The organism is Alteromonas sp. KUL49 (assembly GCF_006538345.1).
Taxonomy (GTDB): domain Bacteria; phylum Pseudomonadota; class Gammaproteobacteria; order Enterobacterales; family Alteromonadaceae; genus Alteromonas.
The window spans coordinates 25,487-42,248 of record NZ_BJKL01000004.1 but is presented as its reverse complement, the minus strand read 5'-3'; the positions used below and the strand labels follow the sequence as shown (position 1 = coordinate 42,248).

The 16,762-nt window shown below is 44.2% G+C and carries 15 protein-coding genes; 8 read left to right on the top strand and 7 right to left on the bottom strand.

All coding sequences use genetic code 11. From position 1 onward, the window contains the following. Positions 1-60 precede the first annotated feature (60 nt). Positions 61-633, bottom strand: coding sequence for a LysE family translocator (locus tag EYS00_RS08095; RefSeq protein ID WP_207301695.1), 573 nt, complete (start codon positions 631-633; stop codon positions 61-63). Between the two features lie 118 nt (positions 634-751). On the opposite strand from EYS00_RS08095, the gene EYS00_RS08090 reads away from it, so the two are divergent. From EYS00_RS08090 to EYS00_RS08065, 6 genes are all read left to right on the top strand, one after another. Beyond that, complete coding sequence (locus tag EYS00_RS08090; RefSeq protein WP_207301694.1) at positions 752-1,624, top strand: LysR family transcriptional regulator; 873 nt, start codon at positions 752-754, stop codon at positions 1,622-1,624. 162 nt (positions 1,625-1,786) lie between these two features. Continuing rightward, positions 1,787-2,596: a LamG domain-containing protein gene (locus EYS00_RS08085; RefSeq protein WP_130636058.1), complete on the top strand. Its 810-nt coding sequence runs from the start codon at positions 1,787-1,789 to the stop codon at positions 2,594-2,596. Between the two features lie 61 nt (positions 2,597-2,657). Next, positions 2,658-3,143 (top strand): GNAT family N-acetyltransferase, encoded by a 486-nt coding sequence (locus EYS00_RS08080; protein ID WP_130636057.1) that lies wholly within the window; start codon positions 2,658-2,660, stop codon positions 3,141-3,143. 91 nt (positions 3,144-3,234) lie between these two features. Further along, positions 3,235-5,130, top strand: a complete 1,896-nt coding sequence (locus EYS00_RS08075; protein WP_130636056.1) for a hypothetical protein — start codon at positions 3,235-3,237, stop codon at positions 5,128-5,130. Between the two features lie 286 nt (positions 5,131-5,416). Next, positions 5,417-6,958, top strand: coding sequence for a HEAT repeat domain-containing protein (locus EYS00_RS08070; RefSeq protein WP_165399339.1), 1,542 nt, complete (start codon positions 5,417-5,419; stop codon positions 6,956-6,958). Between the two features lie 169 nt (positions 6,959-7,127). Then, entirely contained in the window at positions 7,128-9,431 is a 2,304-nt protein-coding gene (locus EYS00_RS08065) for a PAS domain S-box protein (RefSeq protein WP_130636054.1), read from the top strand. Between the two features lie 18 nt (positions 9,432-9,449). Here the strand turns inward: EYS00_RS08065 and EYS00_RS08060 are convergent, their stop codons facing one another. Then, positions 9,450-10,331 (bottom strand): LysR family transcriptional regulator, encoded by an 882-nt coding sequence (locus tag EYS00_RS08060; protein ID WP_307723731.1) that lies wholly within the window; start codon positions 10,329-10,331, stop codon positions 9,450-9,452. Between the two features lie 117 nt (positions 10,332-10,448). Between EYS00_RS08060 and EYS00_RS08055 the strand changes: the two genes are divergently transcribed. Then, complete coding sequence (locus EYS00_RS08055) at positions 10,449-11,120, top strand: type 1 glutamine amidotransferase domain-containing protein (protein ID WP_130636053.1); 672 nt, start codon at positions 10,449-10,451, stop codon at positions 11,118-11,120. A gap of 57 nt (positions 11,121-11,177) precedes the next feature. On the opposite strand, the gene EYS00_RS08050 is transcribed toward EYS00_RS08055, so the two are convergent. Next, positions 11,178-11,534: a diacylglycerol kinase gene (locus tag EYS00_RS08050; protein ID WP_130636052.1), complete on the bottom strand. Its 357-nt coding sequence runs from the start codon at positions 11,532-11,534 to the stop codon at positions 11,178-11,180. A 132-nt stretch (positions 11,535-11,666) separates the two neighbouring features. Between EYS00_RS08050 and EYS00_RS08045 the strand changes: the two genes are divergently transcribed. Then, entirely contained in the window at positions 11,667-11,912 is a 246-nt protein-coding gene (locus EYS00_RS08045) for a hypothetical protein (protein ID WP_130636051.1), read from the top strand. 91 nt (positions 11,913-12,003) lie between these two features. Here EYS00_RS08045 and aldA read toward each other — a convergent pair whose 3' ends face one another. Genes aldA through EYS00_RS08025 form a run of 4 tightly spaced genes read right to left on the bottom strand, consistent with a single transcriptional unit; the run spans position 12,004 to position 16,386 of the window. Beyond that, a complete protein-coding gene (gene aldA, locus EYS00_RS08040) occupies positions 12,004-13,455 on the bottom strand; it encodes an aldehyde dehydrogenase (RefSeq protein ID WP_130636050.1) in 1,452 nt (483 codons plus the stop codon). A 3-nt stretch (positions 13,456-13,458) separates the two neighbouring features. After that, the gene (locus EYS00_RS08035; protein WP_130636049.1) at positions 13,459-14,223 is read right to left on the bottom strand and encodes an SDR family oxidoreductase; all 765 of its coding nucleotides are present in this window, start codon (positions 14,221-14,223) and stop codon (positions 13,459-13,461) included. Between the two features lie 3 nt (positions 14,224-14,226). Then, complete coding sequence (locus tag EYS00_RS08030) at positions 14,227-15,252, bottom strand: zinc-binding dehydrogenase (protein ID WP_130636048.1); 1,026 nt, start codon at positions 15,250-15,252, stop codon at positions 14,227-14,229. Positions 15,253-15,261: 9 nt separating this feature from the next. After that, positions 15,262-16,386 carry a mandelate racemase/muconate lactonizing enzyme family protein gene (locus tag EYS00_RS08025; RefSeq protein WP_373995560.1) on the bottom strand — a complete coding sequence of 375 codons (1,125 nt, stop codon included), beginning with the start codon at positions 16,384-16,386 and terminating at the stop codon, positions 15,262-15,264. Positions 16,387-16,762 lie beyond the last annotated feature (376 nt).

The following is a 16,762-nucleotide window of genomic DNA, read 5'->3' as shown; positions in this document are numbered from 1 at the left end:
ATGCACGGTGGAGTGTTTGTTGCACATCGCGCAAACACTCCTCAACAACTTCTGCTGCAATCAACTGAACAACAAGGCTGTCGCTAAAACAGCAAGAATGAGCCCCATCAGTTTATTGAACAACTTTATGTGCCGATGTGACCGCAAAACACTATTCATCTTGCTTCCCAACAATGCCCAGCTTGCAATACCTACAAAGCAGATCACTAAGTAAATACCGATAAACAGACTAAACCTCGTATCCGACTCGTAGACACCAAAAGCGCTGCAGCCAGCTAGACAAGCAACCCAAGCCTTTGGATTGAGCCACTGCATCAACCAACCTTGCGAGAAAGAAAAAGTGTTAGACCTTGGATCTTCATTTGGCTCAGCTACTTTGCTGGTAGATATAGCTAACGCTAGATAAAGGAGGTAGCCGCAGCCAAGATACTTTAAATAGTCATACGCACTGGGCAAATACAAGCTTATCTCACCTAAGCCCATTCCTGTGGCGAACAACAAGGTAACAAACCCCAAGGTTGAACCGCTAACAAAAGGTATGGAGCGCAATAAACCATTATTGAACCCACATGTCAGGGCGACAAGGTTGACTGGCCCAGGGCTGATCGACAGAACCAGTGAAAACAACATCATTGATAGCACCATAAAGTCTACTCGTTAAATTTATACGGGCAATTAGTGTTACCCATTGTTGTTGAAATGATTAGATGGTTTAATTTGTTTTTACTATTCTAATTTTTGGGATAATTAAGTGATTAATGAACTTAAGGCCATGGCGATTTTCGCTGAAGTAGTCAAGTTAGGGTCATTCAAAGCCGCAGCCACTTCGCTAAATTTATCGCCGTCGGTGGTTAGCTATCACATTGCTAAACTCGAAGAGAATACAGGCAGCGCACTGCTGTACAGATCGACAAGGAATGTATCACTAAGTAGCGAGGGAGAGCGCTTCTACCAACATGTGAAAAACATGCTAAACGCTGCCCAACAAGGCATGGCGCTTTTGTCGAGCCAACAGAGTCAACCCTTTGGCAAACTTAAGATAACCATGCCAACTGCACTCAGTCGTTCGTCGCTTAATGATCGAATAGCAGATTTTGCATTGGCGTACCCTAAGATCGAACTACACATTGATTACTCAGATACAAGAAGCCGAATTATTGATGAAGGCGTAGACATCACCATTAGAGCAGGGGCACTGGAAGACAGTGACCTTAAATCTACTAAGATAGGTGAGATAAAGAGGCTACTCGTTTGTACTCCTGAGCTATATCGAAAGCATAGTAAACCAGTGAAACCAAAAGACCTCACTTGTTGGAATTGGATCAAGTTACAGCAACTTTCCAACAGTCGGGTGTTTGTACGAGAAGGACAACGTCAAACGTTGGTCTTCAATAGCCAAATTGAGGTGAACAGCGTCGAAGCTATTTATCAGTTTTGCCTAAAAGGTTTGGGGTTAGCTGTGTTATCAGACTCTCAAGTCATCAATGAGTTAGACACAGGTAGACTGATTCACGTGCTCAAAGGCTGGAACATTGAACCATTAACGCTCTCAGCCGTTTGGCCCAAAAACATCCAGCCAGGGAGTAATGCAAAGTTGTTGTTGGACTATCTCAAAGGATATTGAGGAGTAATGAAAGCCAGGAGACTAATCGTCTTCTGTCAGCTTTCTTAACAGTATAAGATAGGGTTTTTATAAAAGTTAACTAAATCAGAGTTTTATTGGCTTGGTGTGAAGCTTGCTTGCCCGCTTTCGAATAAAAATTAGTTCAAAGAGTGGTAAAGTACATTGAAAAAAATAATTCTAATCGCCTCACTTTTACTCACATCATCATTCTCCCATGCCGCTGTAATCGCAAGCTGGGACTTTGAAAATAACCTTACATCAGATCCAGCTTACAATGTCGTCGGCGCTAGTGGAATAACCTATGGTTCCGGTGTAGATGGTAATGCTGCCTATTTTAGCGGTACTAGTTCATACATTGATCTGGGTGACAACAACAGCACACTCATGGCAGACAATGCAGATTTTACTGTTTCGATGTGGATAAAGTCGGATCAACTAACGAATCAAGCGTTGATAAGCTTTGACGATGACTCGGGATGGTTTTTAAGAACTACTATTTATACTGATAGCACGGGCATACGAGCGGCATATACTAACGGCCAAAATCAAACCGCTATCGCTGGTTTTGATGTGAATTATCTTGATGTATGGACGCACGTTGCACTCACACAAGATTTTAATGATGGGACAGGTAATACGGTACTTTCTTTGTTTATAAATGGTGTGCTATCTGATTCCTCGTCAGTCACATCGTCAGGACAAGGTAGGGTGATCGATAGCGGCGATATAGGTCGTTATCACATTCGCTCGGATATAGCTGCGTTTGATCCGCTTCAATCATCGGGAAGTTTGGTTGGAAACGGATCTTTTTACTCGGGAGGTATGGATAGTTTGGCTATTTATGACCAATTACTAACAGCGTCTGAAATTGATGAGCTTGCGACTCTTCAAAGGGTGTCTGCACCTTCCGTTCTCGCTTACATGTCCCTCTTTGGTGTGTTTGTTTTGATTAGGCGAAATGTGAGTGCCTAGGGGCTGTTGATCTTAGATCTAAAGCGACATTTAGGGCTCTCGCTTTACAAGGAAATATCTAGTGTTAAGGGAAATAACACCAGCTGATTTTGATGCTTTTTGGCCAACTTTTGTAGCGGTGATTGAAGCTCAAGAGACATACGCGTTCGACGCAGATATGACAAAAGATCAAGCGTTCGAACTGTGGTGTCAATTACCCGCCAAAACCTATGTTTTTGTTGAGGGCGATAAAGTACTGGGTTCATACTACATCAAAGCCAACGCCAAAGGGCCAAGCCGACATATTTGTAATTGCGGTTACATGGTTGCCAGCGAAGCTCGTGGCAAAGGTGTAGCACGACAAATGTGTGCTCATTCACAGAAGGTTGCATTACAGCTTGGTTTTGACGCCATGCAGTTCAACTGTGTGGTGTCGACCAATGAGATAGCGGTAAACCTATGGAAAACGATGGGGTACGACATTGTAGGCACGCTTCCTAAAGCCTATAACCACCGTCGGTTTGGGTTGGTGGATTGCTTTGTAATGTATAAGTGGTTGGCACAGTAGTTCTCACGATGTTATTGAAAGTTGTTGAACTTAATCATTTATCCACTATGATTTCCCAAGTGCATACTTTTGCTTCACCGGTGGTAAGTAAATGAACAATAAAATAAAACTCTCTTTGTCACTTCTTGTGGGTGTTTTAGTTTCAGGGTGTAACGGTAGCAGTTCCGACGATACTCCAGTTATTGAAACCGGCACTAATCTTACTATCTCTGAGATTCAGGCAAATAATTTGCGTACCTACGAAATGGGTCAAACCTTAGTGGTTGACTATGTGTTGGAAGCGCAAGAAGCCGCCGGAATGGACGTTGTGGTGGATTTTTACCTTGTTCACAGTGAATCGGATAATGCCGAGGGCGACCAAGAACTTGAGATAACTGAAACTCACTTTTTGTCATCGATTACCCACGCTGCGGTTGAAGACGGTAGTAGTATTGAAGCATTCGACGTGGAAATCCCCTCCGTTTCCATTAGTGGAGACTACTGGATTGTCGCTATTGTAGACCCGAATGACGACATCACAGAAATCAACGAAGATGACAATCACCCCAGTATTGATAATGAAGACCATGTTAACGGTGATTTCCCGGCAGTAGAGATCGATGTGCTTGCGCCACCAGAGCATGATTTTGATGTAGTCTCGGCGTACATTGATGACGGTGTGGTCGTTCTTGATAGCCCGGAAGTGCACGCGGGAACCGGTGAACATCACACCGACATAATAGGACACATGGATGCCATCTATCATGGCCCGCACTCTGCAACAGCCTACCTTTCAGCCGAAGTATTAATTAATGGAAACTACCAATCGGTAGAGCTATGGGATGCCGCAAGTGCTGATTATGTTATGAATCAGCCCATTGACTTTGCGTACAATGGTGATGAGCATTTCTTTGGTTTCGATGTCGCATTATCTGATACGCAATTGGCATTATTGTACGAGAGTTACGACGCGGAAAGCCAAGATAACGAGTTGACGATTAGAATGTCGTTAGAAGATACAACGGCTACTACCGATGATGACGAGCACACAGAGCATAATAATGACGTTGTGCTTACTGTGCCGCTGTTCTTTTTTGAGCGAGTTGACGAAGAAACGTCAACAGTGTCAAACAGTGAGAATAGTGACTGGGTAGATAGCAAAGATATTGAGTTTACTGGTAACAAACTCACCGTAGATGGGTCGTACGATAAAGGCTATGGTGATCAAAGTAAGTTCAGAGTTGGCGTTGAGCTTGCTGGTGAGCTTCAAGTAGATTTACTCGACAAAGCAGCATCGCTGGAAGCGGGTGGAAGTGTTGATATGTGGGTGTTTAATGCTCATAACACCATCTTTGGGGTATCTTTTGACGGCCAAGCATACGTGACTGGGTTAAATACTGGTTACGATTCAGAGATGATCATCTTTAACACCACGGTTTATGAAGATGCTTATTGGAACGCTCAGTTTGAAAAAACCTTCGAAAAGTCATGGGAAGAAGAGCGTATTCTCGCCCAAGCAAAATTCACTGTGGGGCCTATCCCCATAACAGTATCAGCGGGTATTGAAGGAGGGGTAGGCTTCGAACTTACCTTGGGTTATGCGCTTAGTGAGCTGTACAGTGAAGGTGATATATTCTCAGCAAACTTTGGTGGTTTTGCCACAGGCGGTGTTGACCTTGGCTTGGTTGCTGGCGGTGTCATCGTGCAAATCAACATTTTAGACAATGTACTCGCACTGGAGAGCTCGGCTGAATTGGCATTGTTGGAAGATGGCGTTGCAAATCCCAGAGTAGATTACAGTTTCTTATTGACTGACGATATTGATGCAATCAGTGGCCAGTTTGGCTTGTATGCTGATGTTAGGAGTATCAAGTGGTGTAAGAAGTTCTTTATTCCGTATCCATGTGGGATTAAGACAAATACGTTTTATTTATGGCTTTATCAAACACCAAGCGTGTTCGAAAAACAGTGGGTAATCTTGTCAGCAGAGGACTCGATTTCTATCTAGTGAGATTTGGTAGAAAGCGTTAATAAATCACTCTGAACTAATGATAAGACTTATTTCCCGTAGTTTTGGATTCGCCCTGTTAAGCTTCTGTTTTTCAGGGTTCAGTCTCGCGCAGGAGACACTGGAAACTCAGTGTCTTCGAAGTTTTAACATACGAATCAACACGCAAACTGAGTTCGATTTTGGTGATAAAAGCCGTACCCATCACAATTTGAGTGGGCAGTTAACTCTCGTGCCTGTCACGCATTCTACCATGCCATCACATTTAACGTGGTGGGCCCTGCAAATGACAGATGTAAAGCAAGTAGGAAATGGCGTAACAATGCCATTCGACCCGACCTACGAACTCCCTTTTGCCGTAGGGTTAAACGCACAAGCACTCATTGATAGATTCTACTTTCCTGTAGAGCTTCCACAGCAAGAACAAGACAAGCTTAAAGGATTAGCTTATTACTTCCAGTTTGCTAATTTTTCGCAAGTGCAATCAATAACGCCAGATCCTTTTGCGCGCATAGAGAATGACACTGTTGGTCTAAGTTCCGCGCGTTATGTTATCGAAGTATCCGAACAGGGTGTGGAAACTATTGTCAAAGAAAAGTACGAATACAGTGCCAACAGCGGAGTCTCGGGACGAGGGGGGGACAGCAACACTGTACAGAGGATCGAAATCCTCTCTAGCCAACACCGTATGGTTCCTGATGAATGTTGGTTTACATCGGTGAAAGGTGAAGAATCACTGCATTTTTCGGGATTGGGCGACGCTTTCTCTCTAAAAACTGATCAAAGCTATTCAATTTTACGCTCATCTTCATTGGCTGAAAGCTTACTTATTCAATTACCTGGCGACCTGTCTTCATGGCAAATTGAGCAAGAGGCAACCGAACTGTCTGAAGAAGAACTGATAGCATTGGCTGCAGAGTTTAGAACGCAACTAATGACATATCCACTGACAGATTTACGAGCATCAGAGCTTGCCCTATGGCTCGAAAAGTTCGACCCAGTCATCGATACACTCGGCACTTTGCTAATAGAGAAAGCCTTTGATGATGAGACAAATATGCGTTTGTTTAACGCGCTTGGACACTTAGATTCTGATAATGGTAACCAATTGTTGGTCAATCTCATGCAAACCAACACACTTACAGAAACGGAAAGATTTAGAGCGATGCGAGCCATAACCACGGGGACTCGAGCACTTACTCCGCAACTCACCGAACAACTATTGGTGATGCTAAATGACCAGCCATTTGAGGGAAGTGAATCATTGTGGGGATCGGCGATTATGGCGATGGGCGCGGTTTTAGAACGCAGACAAAACAACGAACTGACTCAAGATATTCTGAGTGCCCTTCAGGATAAAGTGGGTGTGGCCTCAGATGTTAATGAGAAAGCAGCGTTGATTGCGGCATTGGGAAATGCCAGTCACGAAGATTCGTTGAATATCATCATTAATCACCAATCTGATGAAACTCCTCGCGTGAGAGCAAACGTGGCTACTGCACTCGGACAGATTGGAACGCCGAGAGCACACCAAGCATTATCTGGTATGCTGTATACCGAAACTGATAATCGTGCACAACAAGCCGTCTTTGGTGCTATTGGACAGTTTGAACTAGAGCAATCCGACATTGAAACTATCACACAATTGGCCAGTGAGAGTGATAGTGAGAGAACAAGGGCTAGTGCTATAAAAGCTATTGCAACGCAAACACACAAAAAAGAAGTCGCTAGTGCATCGCTAAAACGACTTATGCGAAATGAAACAAGCCGGAGAAACTTTACCCTCGCTGCAAAAGCGCTAACTGCTCTTAATGATACCGACAACTAAATGAATACCCACATTATTGTTTTGCCTTCTCACATTTCTTGCAATTTTTTTAGCTACTCTTAATACTTAGAGATAGATATTTCACGTTCGCGATACAGAAATTCATATCGCTACAAAACTCGGTGATACAGTCTTCTTGCTATTGGTGAGTGATTTCAGGTGGCCTAGTTTGAGAAAAATTTTTACGTTTTTCGCAATATTGTTTTCTTCATTGGTGAACGTGTATGCGCAGGACACTTCATTTATTGACGCATTTTATGAGCATAATGCTGTCAAACTACTTATCGATCCCGCAACAGGAAACATTGTTGCCGCCAATCAGTCCGCTGAACTCTTTTACGGTTATGCTGATTTAACTACTATGGCTATCCAACAGATAAATCAGCTGTCGCCCGAGCAGGTTGCAGAAGAGCGACAACTCGCAGAATCCGAAGGGCGAAACTTTTTTATTTTTAGGCACAGATTGTCTGATAACACCGTTCGTACTGTGGAAGTTCACTCTTCTCCTATCATTTACCAAGGTGAGCGCGTACTCTTCTCGATAATCAGAGATATCAGTGATAGGCGTAACGCTGAAAATGAACTCTGGCACTATCAGGATCAACTCGAACTCATGGTAGAAAAGCAGACCGCTGAGATTCAGAAAAAAGCTGACCTTATAAACACTATTTTTGGCGTTGCCCTTATTGTCTTGCTCGCAGTGATCGCACAGATGGCGAGGTTGATAGTCCTCAAAAAGCGCTCTGAGCGCAGTCTCATTGAAAGTAAAAAACGTTATGATCTCGCTGTTGAAGGAACCGGAGTAGGGGTATGGTCGTGGAAAGTAGGCCCCAATAAGAATCATTGGTCTGAGCAGTTTTTTTCTCTATTGGGTTTCGAAGAAAACGAAATACGGCCAAGTTTAGATGAATGGAGATCACGCTTGCATCCAGACGACCGAGACTATGTATATGCAGCATTAGATGCGCATTTTGCACGGGGTGCTAAGTATCAAGTCGAGTTTCGATTACTGAATAAGCAAGGCGAGTACAAGTGGTTCAAAGCGTTAGGTCACACGCTTCGCGATGACGACAATAAACCCATAGAAATGGCAGGTTCACTGCAAGACATTCACACGCGTAAATTGAGAGATATTGCGTTAGAGAGTACTGCAAGTGAATTACAACAAGAGGTGGGAAAGCGAGCTGATGCTGAAAAGCTCAGTAAAATGCAAAGGGACCGTTTGCAAGTCATATTGGAACAAGCTAGTGATGGGATTCACATTGTTGACGGGAGCGGGCGAATTATTGAGTGCAGTCGCGCGTTCTGCACAATGCTCGGTTACACGAAAGAAGAAATTATGAGACTCACTGTTGATGATTGGGACCAGAATTATCCAAAGCGGTCCTTACAACAGCAGATTTCTGATCTGATGAGAAACCCTACAACCTTTGAAACAACACACCGAAAGAAAAGTGGAGAAACGTTTCCTGTAGAAATTAGTACTCAAAAAGTGATGATTGATGACGAAACTTTTCTGTTCGCGTCTGCAAGAGATATTACCGAACGCAAAAAAATTGATAATGCAGTGAGAGAAGCCAATCAAAAACTAGAGGCTATTGTGAATTCTGCGGCAGTGGCTATCGCATGGGCAAATGATAGCAATGAAATCGAGTACGTAAACCCGACGTTCACTAAGATATTTGGTTGGGAGCTCGAGGAAATTCCAACCGTAGAAGATTGGCATGAAAAAGCCTATAAGGACGAGTCATATCGCACTGCTGTTGTGGATGCATGGAATCAAAATGTTCAAAACTCACTTAATAATGGAGGCGCGATAGAGCCTGCAGAGGTTACTGTAACCTGTAAAGATGGCTCTGAGCGTTACATGTTGCTCAACGGTGCGTGGGCCGGAAATTTATTGCTCGCTATGTTTAGTGATATTAGTGAACAGAAAAGCCGCCATGACGAGATGGAGTGGTTTGCATCACACGATCCACTCACAGGTATACCTAATCGAACACTACTAACACGGCGCCTAGTCGACTTTACCCAAAATTCTAGACGGCGAGATGATAAAATAGCAGTAGCTTTTATCGATTTAGATGGCTTTAAGCAGGTAAATGATCAATACGGGCACGAAGCAGGTGATTACTTGCTGAAAAGCTTGTCGGCAAGGCTTATTGAACACGTTCGAGAAACCGATACGGTAGCAAGAATTGGGGGAGATGAGTTTGCCGTTATACTTACAGATCTCTCAAATTTCGACGAGTCACTACCATTTATAAACAGGTTGTTAGCATCTGTGGCAACTCCAGTAGAGTTTCAAAATCATATGCTGAAAGTATCTGCGAGTATCGGTGTGACTTACTTCCCTCAGAAGTCAGGTGTTGACCACAATACGCTATTGAAACAAGCAGATCAGGCCATGTATGTAGCAAAACAGCGAGGTAAAAACCAATATTCGGTGTATTCGCCATTTTCAGAGGAATAGTGAAATCACTATCGGGGTCTACTCCCAAGTGGAAAAGTGCTCAACAAGAAAATCAATAGCAACTCTAACTCGCTGAGGCATGAATCTTTTATTTGGGTAAACTATCCAGCTGTTTGAGCCCTTTCCCCAAAATGGCTCAAGAACAGGAACAACTAATTCTTTCTGCACCGCCTCTTCGAAAGTACTCTTGGGCATGTAGGCTATACCCAATCCTTTTATGCATGCGTCTAGAATCAAATTGGCATTATTGCTTTTCCAACGACCTTTGACTTTTACATACTCAGCCTGTCCATCATGAATGAATTCCCATGTATCCTTGTTGGCAATTAAACAATCGTGATGTTTTAGGTGTATCGGATGTTTGGGGACGCCTCTGTTACTGATATAGGATGGGCTTGCAACTGCCATCATTGGACGGCTAACCAACTTGCGAGCGATTAAACTTGAGTCCTCTAGTTCACCATAACGGATAGCAAAGTCGATTCCGTCTTCAAGCAAGTTAACAAGGCGACTATTTAAGTCAATTTCCACTGTAACGTCTGGATACTTTTCTGCGAATTCCATTAATGCAGGTGCAAGGTAGTGCTCGGCAAACCCTCCTGCTGCCGAGACTTTGAGTGAGCCGGACAGATGTGTTTGCTTTTGTGAAACTGTATCGTTGGCTTGTTCTATACCTGCTAGAAGGTCTTTGACTTGTTGATAATAGGCGTTTCCACTCTCTGTCAATGTGACAAGACGGGTAGTACGTGCTAACAAGGTACAGCCCAGTCTTTCCTCCAACCGAGAGACCTGGCGGCTAACATGACTCGTACTACAACCGAGTTGCTTAGCCGCAGCAGAAAAGCCGCGACTTTCGGCAACCGCTGCAAATTCTACGATACCCTCGAAGCTGTTTATCATCTTATTGTTGCTATATGGCAATACTCTTTATCCATATTAGCGGATTATCGTCCAAATGAATATGAACTAACATAAGTCATGTGAAATTAAGGCCATATAAACACGATTGGAGTAGTGATGAAGAAAGTATTGATTCCCGTAACTAACCACGCAACCTTAGGCGATACTGATCAGCAAAATGGTACCTATGCCCCTGAACTTACTCATGTTCTGCATGAACTCAATAATGCGGGCATAGACTATGACATTATCTCTATTCTTGGCGGTAAAGCGCCTTTGTACGGCACGGATATGGACGGTGATGACGTAAACAATCAAATAATGGCTGACGAAAGTTTTCAAAATCGTATTAACAATACGATTCCAGCTAGCCAGATCGACATTGACGCCTACGACGCAATTTTTTATCCCGGTGGTTTTGGTTTACTCAGCGATCTTGCGATTAATAAAGATGTCGCCCAGTTGGCCGCATCACATTACGAAGCTGGTGGTGTTATTGCTGCCGTATGTCATGGGCCCGCGGCGCTGTTGCCAATTGAATTAAGCAACGGGGAGTTGCTCTTAACAAGCACTTCAGTGACAGGTTTTACTCGTGAAGAAGAAGTTGATTTTGGCACTATTAATGATATCCCATTCTTACTTGAAGAAGCGCTCACGAGAAAGTCAGCGCGATTCAACAAAGTACAGCCTTGGGGCAACTTGGTTATCGAGGACAACCGAGTGATAACCGGCCAAAATCCAACAAGCGCAAGTTCTGTTGGAAAGGCGCTCGTAAAAGCGTTGGTGTAATACCTTATCAATCTGCGGTGTGAGCTTTATGCTCTCACCGTAGAATTGTGTTAAAGGCTATAACAGCAAAATTGAAGTCCATGTAGCTATTGCGAGGAATATACTCACAAACACTGCGGCAGAGCCAATATCCTTTGCTTTACCGCTTAGCTCATGCATGTCAAAACTGACTCTGTCTACGACAGTTTCCACTGCCGTATTCAGTAGTTCAACAATAAGCACCAGAAAAAGGGTGATAAATAGGAGTAGTTTTTCGACAACTGTGGTGTCAGATAGCAGGGCTATTGGTGACAGTACAATGATGGCGAGGAACTCTTGTCGTACGGCTGCTTCACTTTCAAATGCTGCTTTAATTCCTTTCAGTGAATACCAACTCGCATAGACTATGCGTTTTAATCCAGTGTGTTTTTCCATCTGCGCTCGTTCATTTATTGGTTAATTGGTCAATTAAAGGCTGAATACTTGTTTTCCCTATTGTAGAGTAGTCGTTGATTGTTAAAGAATTAATATACAACCGTAAATAAATTGCCAAAGGGAGTGAATAGGATGGAGAAGGAAACGTCGGGCAAGGAATTGTCGCTGTCTCGATTGAGTCAATATTGGTGGTTTAAAGCCGTTTTAGCGATCTTGGCGTTAGCAGGGATATTCCAATTGGGCTATATCTTAGGAAACTTGGCTTTTGGTGGAGTAGACTGGCAGAGCATTAGTGTATTGCAAGCCGCTATTCTTGGTTCTGGGGTATGGGCGTTCTACGAAATTATCGCCATTATTCGAAAGCCCAAAACTCAGTAGAGTAGGGCGCGCATGCAATAGTCAGGTAATCCCTCATCACCTAATCAGAACATGAACGCCCGAGACTTATAAAATGAAATTGCGGCAGTGGTTACTCAGCTTCGTTCATGTAGACCGTTTTCTTGTCTACATACTGCTCTAGGCCATATTTGCCATCTTCACCGCCCATACCACTCATTTTCCATCCATTATGGAAGCCTTGGTGTTGTTCACCAATGCCGCGGTTAACGTAGACTTCACCCACTTCCATTTCCGCGATAGCTTTGTGGATATAGTTCAAGTTTTTAGTATAGAGATACGCTGATAGTCCGTATTCACTGTCGTTAGTGAATTCAATGGCTTGCTCTATACTACCTACCTTAATGATAGGCAAAATGGGGCCGAAGGTTTCCTCATGAACCAATACGTTGTCTTGGGAAACGTCTCCTAATACAGTGGGTTCAAACCAAAATCCGCCGTCATGACCTTCAACCTTGGCCGCACTACCGCCTGTGAGTACCGTCGCACCATCACTGAGTCCTTCATCGAGTAAACGCTGCAAATTAGCAATCTCGTTGCCGTTTACTTTAGGGCCCATTTCCGTTGACTCATCCATAGGGTTGCCCACCTTAATGGCTTTGACCTTTGGAATAAATGTCTCGAGAAACGCGTCGTAAACATCTTCGTGAACGTATAAGCGTTCAGCACAAGTGCATACCTGGCCACAGTTTGCAAAGCGAGTGGTTACAGCGTCTTCTGCGGCTTTCTCAAGGTCAGCGTCTTCCATTACCACGAACGGCGCTTTGCCGCCAAGCTCAAGCATTACGGGGATCATATGCTTACCAGCGCTTTGGTATATGTGTTTACCCGCACGAGTACTACCTGTCATAGTGATAAGCTTGGTGATTGGGCTCTCACATAGGTATTGACCCACGTTACCGCCAGTTCCGTTAACAATGTTAATGACGCCCGCTGGAATGCCTGCCTCGTTAGCGATTGCACCCAAAGCTAGAGTCGTTAATGGTGTTTCCTCGGTAGGCTTCAGAACGATAGTGTTGCCTGTAATCAGTGCAGGGCCTATTTTTCTTCCAGCCAATGCAAGAGGAAAGTTCCATGCGGTAATACCAACCACAACACCTCGCGGAACCTTGTGAATATAAATGGTCTCATCAGGGTTATCTGACGGAAGAATATCACCTTGCAATGTAAGCGCATTATCGCACGCATACTCAATAAAGGTTGCGGTGACTTCTACTTCCATCTTTGCGACGCTAATCAATTTACCCTGCTCTTGAACAAGCAGTGGCGCCAGAATATCTGCGTTAGCACGGATTTTAGCGGCAAAGTTACGCAATGTTGACGCTCTTTGACGTGCGGTCAGCTTAGCCCATGCTTTTTGCGCTATTTGTGCTGCGTCCAAAGCAGATTGAGCATCCTCTGGCGTTCCCGCAGGGATATGCCCCAATGTTTCTCCCGTGCTAGGGTTAAGTACTGGTATTGAAGCGTCGTCACTCGAAGCGACATATTCGCCATCAATAAAATGTTGTTTGTTGTAAATGGTCATCACTTATCTACCCATCCAGCCGCCATCAACCAATAGTGTGGCACCATTCATGTAGTCTGACGCAGAAGATGCTAAGAATACAGTAGGACCTACAAAATCTTCGGGCTCACCCCAGCGGCCTTGTGGAATCCGGCTTAAGATAGATTCGGCGCGCTGCGGATCGTTTCGCAGTGCTTCCGTATTATCGGTAGCAATGTAACCTGGCGCGATGGCATTCACATTAATGCCCTGCGACGCCCACTCATTAGCTAAGGCTTTGGTAAGCTGACCAATGGCGCCTTTACTTGCAGCATATCCGGGAACGGTAATACCGCCTTGGAAAGTGAGAAGTGATGCCGTGAAAATGATTTTGCCTTGTTTACGAGTAAGCATTTGCTTACCGATTTCTCGACTGAGCACAAATTGAGAATTCAAGTTAACGTCAATTACGGTATCCCACAATTCGTCACTGTGCTCGTGAGCAGGGTTACGTAAAATGGTACCCGCATTGTTAACCAAAATATCGATTTCGTGACCATCATTGTTAATTGCTTCGATAAAACGATATACATCGTCTCTGTCAGAGAAATCACACTGGTATGCTGAAAAAGACTGACCGGTTTCTAGCACGTCTTTTTCTACTTCTGAGCCAGATGAGGCCAGTGACGCGGATACGCCGACGATATTTGCGCCTGCTTTCGCTAGGCCAACAGCCATAGCTTTGCCGATTCCACGGCTACAACCGGTTACTAATGCGGTTTTACCCGATAAATCAAATAACCCTTGCATACTTTATTCTTCCCCTTGAAGTGAGACGAGGGCCTTCATTCCTGACGGGTTTCCGTCCATATTTGAGAAGGCATCAGCGATATTTTGTATTTGGCTAACAGAGCTTACAAACGGCTCAAGATTGAACTTGTTTTCTGCGATGAGCGCAATGGCGTCTTCAAAATCTTGATACTCGTACACTCGAGCACCAACTAATTGTAATTCCTTCCAGAAAAACGCGAATAAATCTACGTTGGGTTTCTGAGTGTGAATGGCAACCATGCAAATACGTCCGCGCACCGCAGCAATGTCGGCCATCACATCTACTGCAGGTTGAACGCCCGATACTTCAAAAACTGCATCTGCGCCTTTATTTCCACTCCACTCTTTTACGAATGCAACGATATCATTGTTTAATGGATCAATGGTTTCAATGCCATACTTTTCGGCAAATTCTCGGCGTGGTGCAGAAACCTCTGATAAGAGCACAGTTGCACCTTTTGCCTTGGCTACCAAGGCGATAAGTTGCCCAATGGGACCGCCACCGATAACAACGACATGTTCACCAGCGGTTACATTGGCGCGAGAGACGTCGTGGCACGCAACAGACAATGGCTCGACGAGTGCCCCCATTTTCAGAGTAACGCCGCTTGGCAGTTTGTGTAGAGTACGGGCTTTTACTGTCCAGCTACTTTGAAATGCTCCGGGTGTATCAATACCCATAAACTTGAGGTTCTGACACACGTGAGAGTGTCCTGCTTTACACGCTGGGCACTCACCACAGTAATCTAAGGGGCGAACAACAACTTTGTCGCCAACGGCGAAGTCTGTTACTCCTTCACCTAGCTCGGCAACGATGCCTGACATTTCGTGGCCGATGATTTGTGGTGGTGCAACTCGTGCGTCCATCGCGCCATGATAGATGTGCATGTCGGTACCGCAAATACCAACGTAACCTACGTCTAATCGCACTTCACCTTCACCAGGTGGAACAGATGCACCAGATTGAATAGAAAATGATTTGTTGCCAGTATATTGGGCTGCAAACATGGTGGTTCCTTAAACGAGTTTGTACTGAGAAAGCTTTTCGAAATCGAACTCAACACCTGTGCCAGGAGTATTGGGAGCTACGGCATAACCCTGCTCATCTAACACCACTGGTCGCTTTGTATATTGGTCGATAGGGAAGGAGTGGTATTCCATCATGCCTGCGTTAGGTTGAGACGACATGAGCGAGACATGAAGCTCTTGCATACCATGGCTGCATACGCGAAGGTTATTGACGTGTGCTAATGAAGCAACTTTCAGCCAACCGGTAATACCACCGATATTCGATGCGTCAGGTTGCAGGTAAGAGAGCTTGGACTGGTTTACCGCATACCCGAATTCATAAAGCGTATGAAGATTTTCGCCCATGGCGATTGGAATATTGGTCGCATCTGCAATACGAGCGTAGCTTAAATAGTCGTCTGGAATGGTAGGCTCTTCAAACCAGCCAATATCATATTTTTCTATCGCATTGGCGAAGGTAATTGCCTCAGATGGAGACATGGAATAGTTGGCATCTACCATAAAGTCGATATCGGGGCCTATGTGTTTGCGTATAGCTGCCACACGGTTGATGTCGTCTTCCATATCGGGACGACCAACCTTTATTTTCACCGCCTTGAAACCTTTATCGAGGTATCCGTCTATGTTGCGAATGAGTTTCGGTAAATCGAAGTTGAGGTCTATGCCACCTGCATAGCATGGCGTACGGTCGCTGTGACCACCCGCTACTTTCCACAATGGCTGGTCTATGCGTTTACAGCGGATGTCCCACAGTGCAATATCAACGGCTGAGATAGCAAAGCTTACCAGTCCACCTCGACCTATATAGTGCAACTTGTATTGCATTTCTTCCCAAAGCGCATCGATACAGTCTGCATCTTTGCTTACTAAGAACGGAGACAGATCATCTTGCAGTAAGGAGTAGATCGCCTTACCACCACACCCTCCTGTGTAGGTGTAACCCGTGCCTTGAACGCCGTCGCTACAGGTTATAGTACAGGTGATGAGTTCGAAGTCTGTGTGATCACCGTGCTTGGCATCGCTGAGTACCTCTGGGAGAGGAATTCGAAAATAGCCTACATCAACACTATCGATCAGGCTCGACGGTGTAGCTAAAGGTTTGCTAATAGATATTGCTGTCACATGCATACCCTTTTGATTAATTATTTGTTAATTGTACATTGTTAACAATGAATAGCAAACGATAAATTGTAGTTGAATTACATAAAAGTATGATGTTTGCGGTAAATGCTTTAATTTTCAGTTGGTTGGGAATGCCTAATTAACAGCTGCTTTTTATAGAGACGTAGCGTGTAACGTGGTGGTTTACACCATACATGTGGTTAATAGAGATTATAGTTTGTAAATAGAATGATAAAAGTTGACAATGTGGTAGCTCAAAATAATGCACAATGTTTACAAGAAACCCTATGAATAGGTGAGTTTGATGCGACAAAAGTCTAATTATTGTTAACATTGCTACAAAAATTAATTTAAATAATTTGAGCAA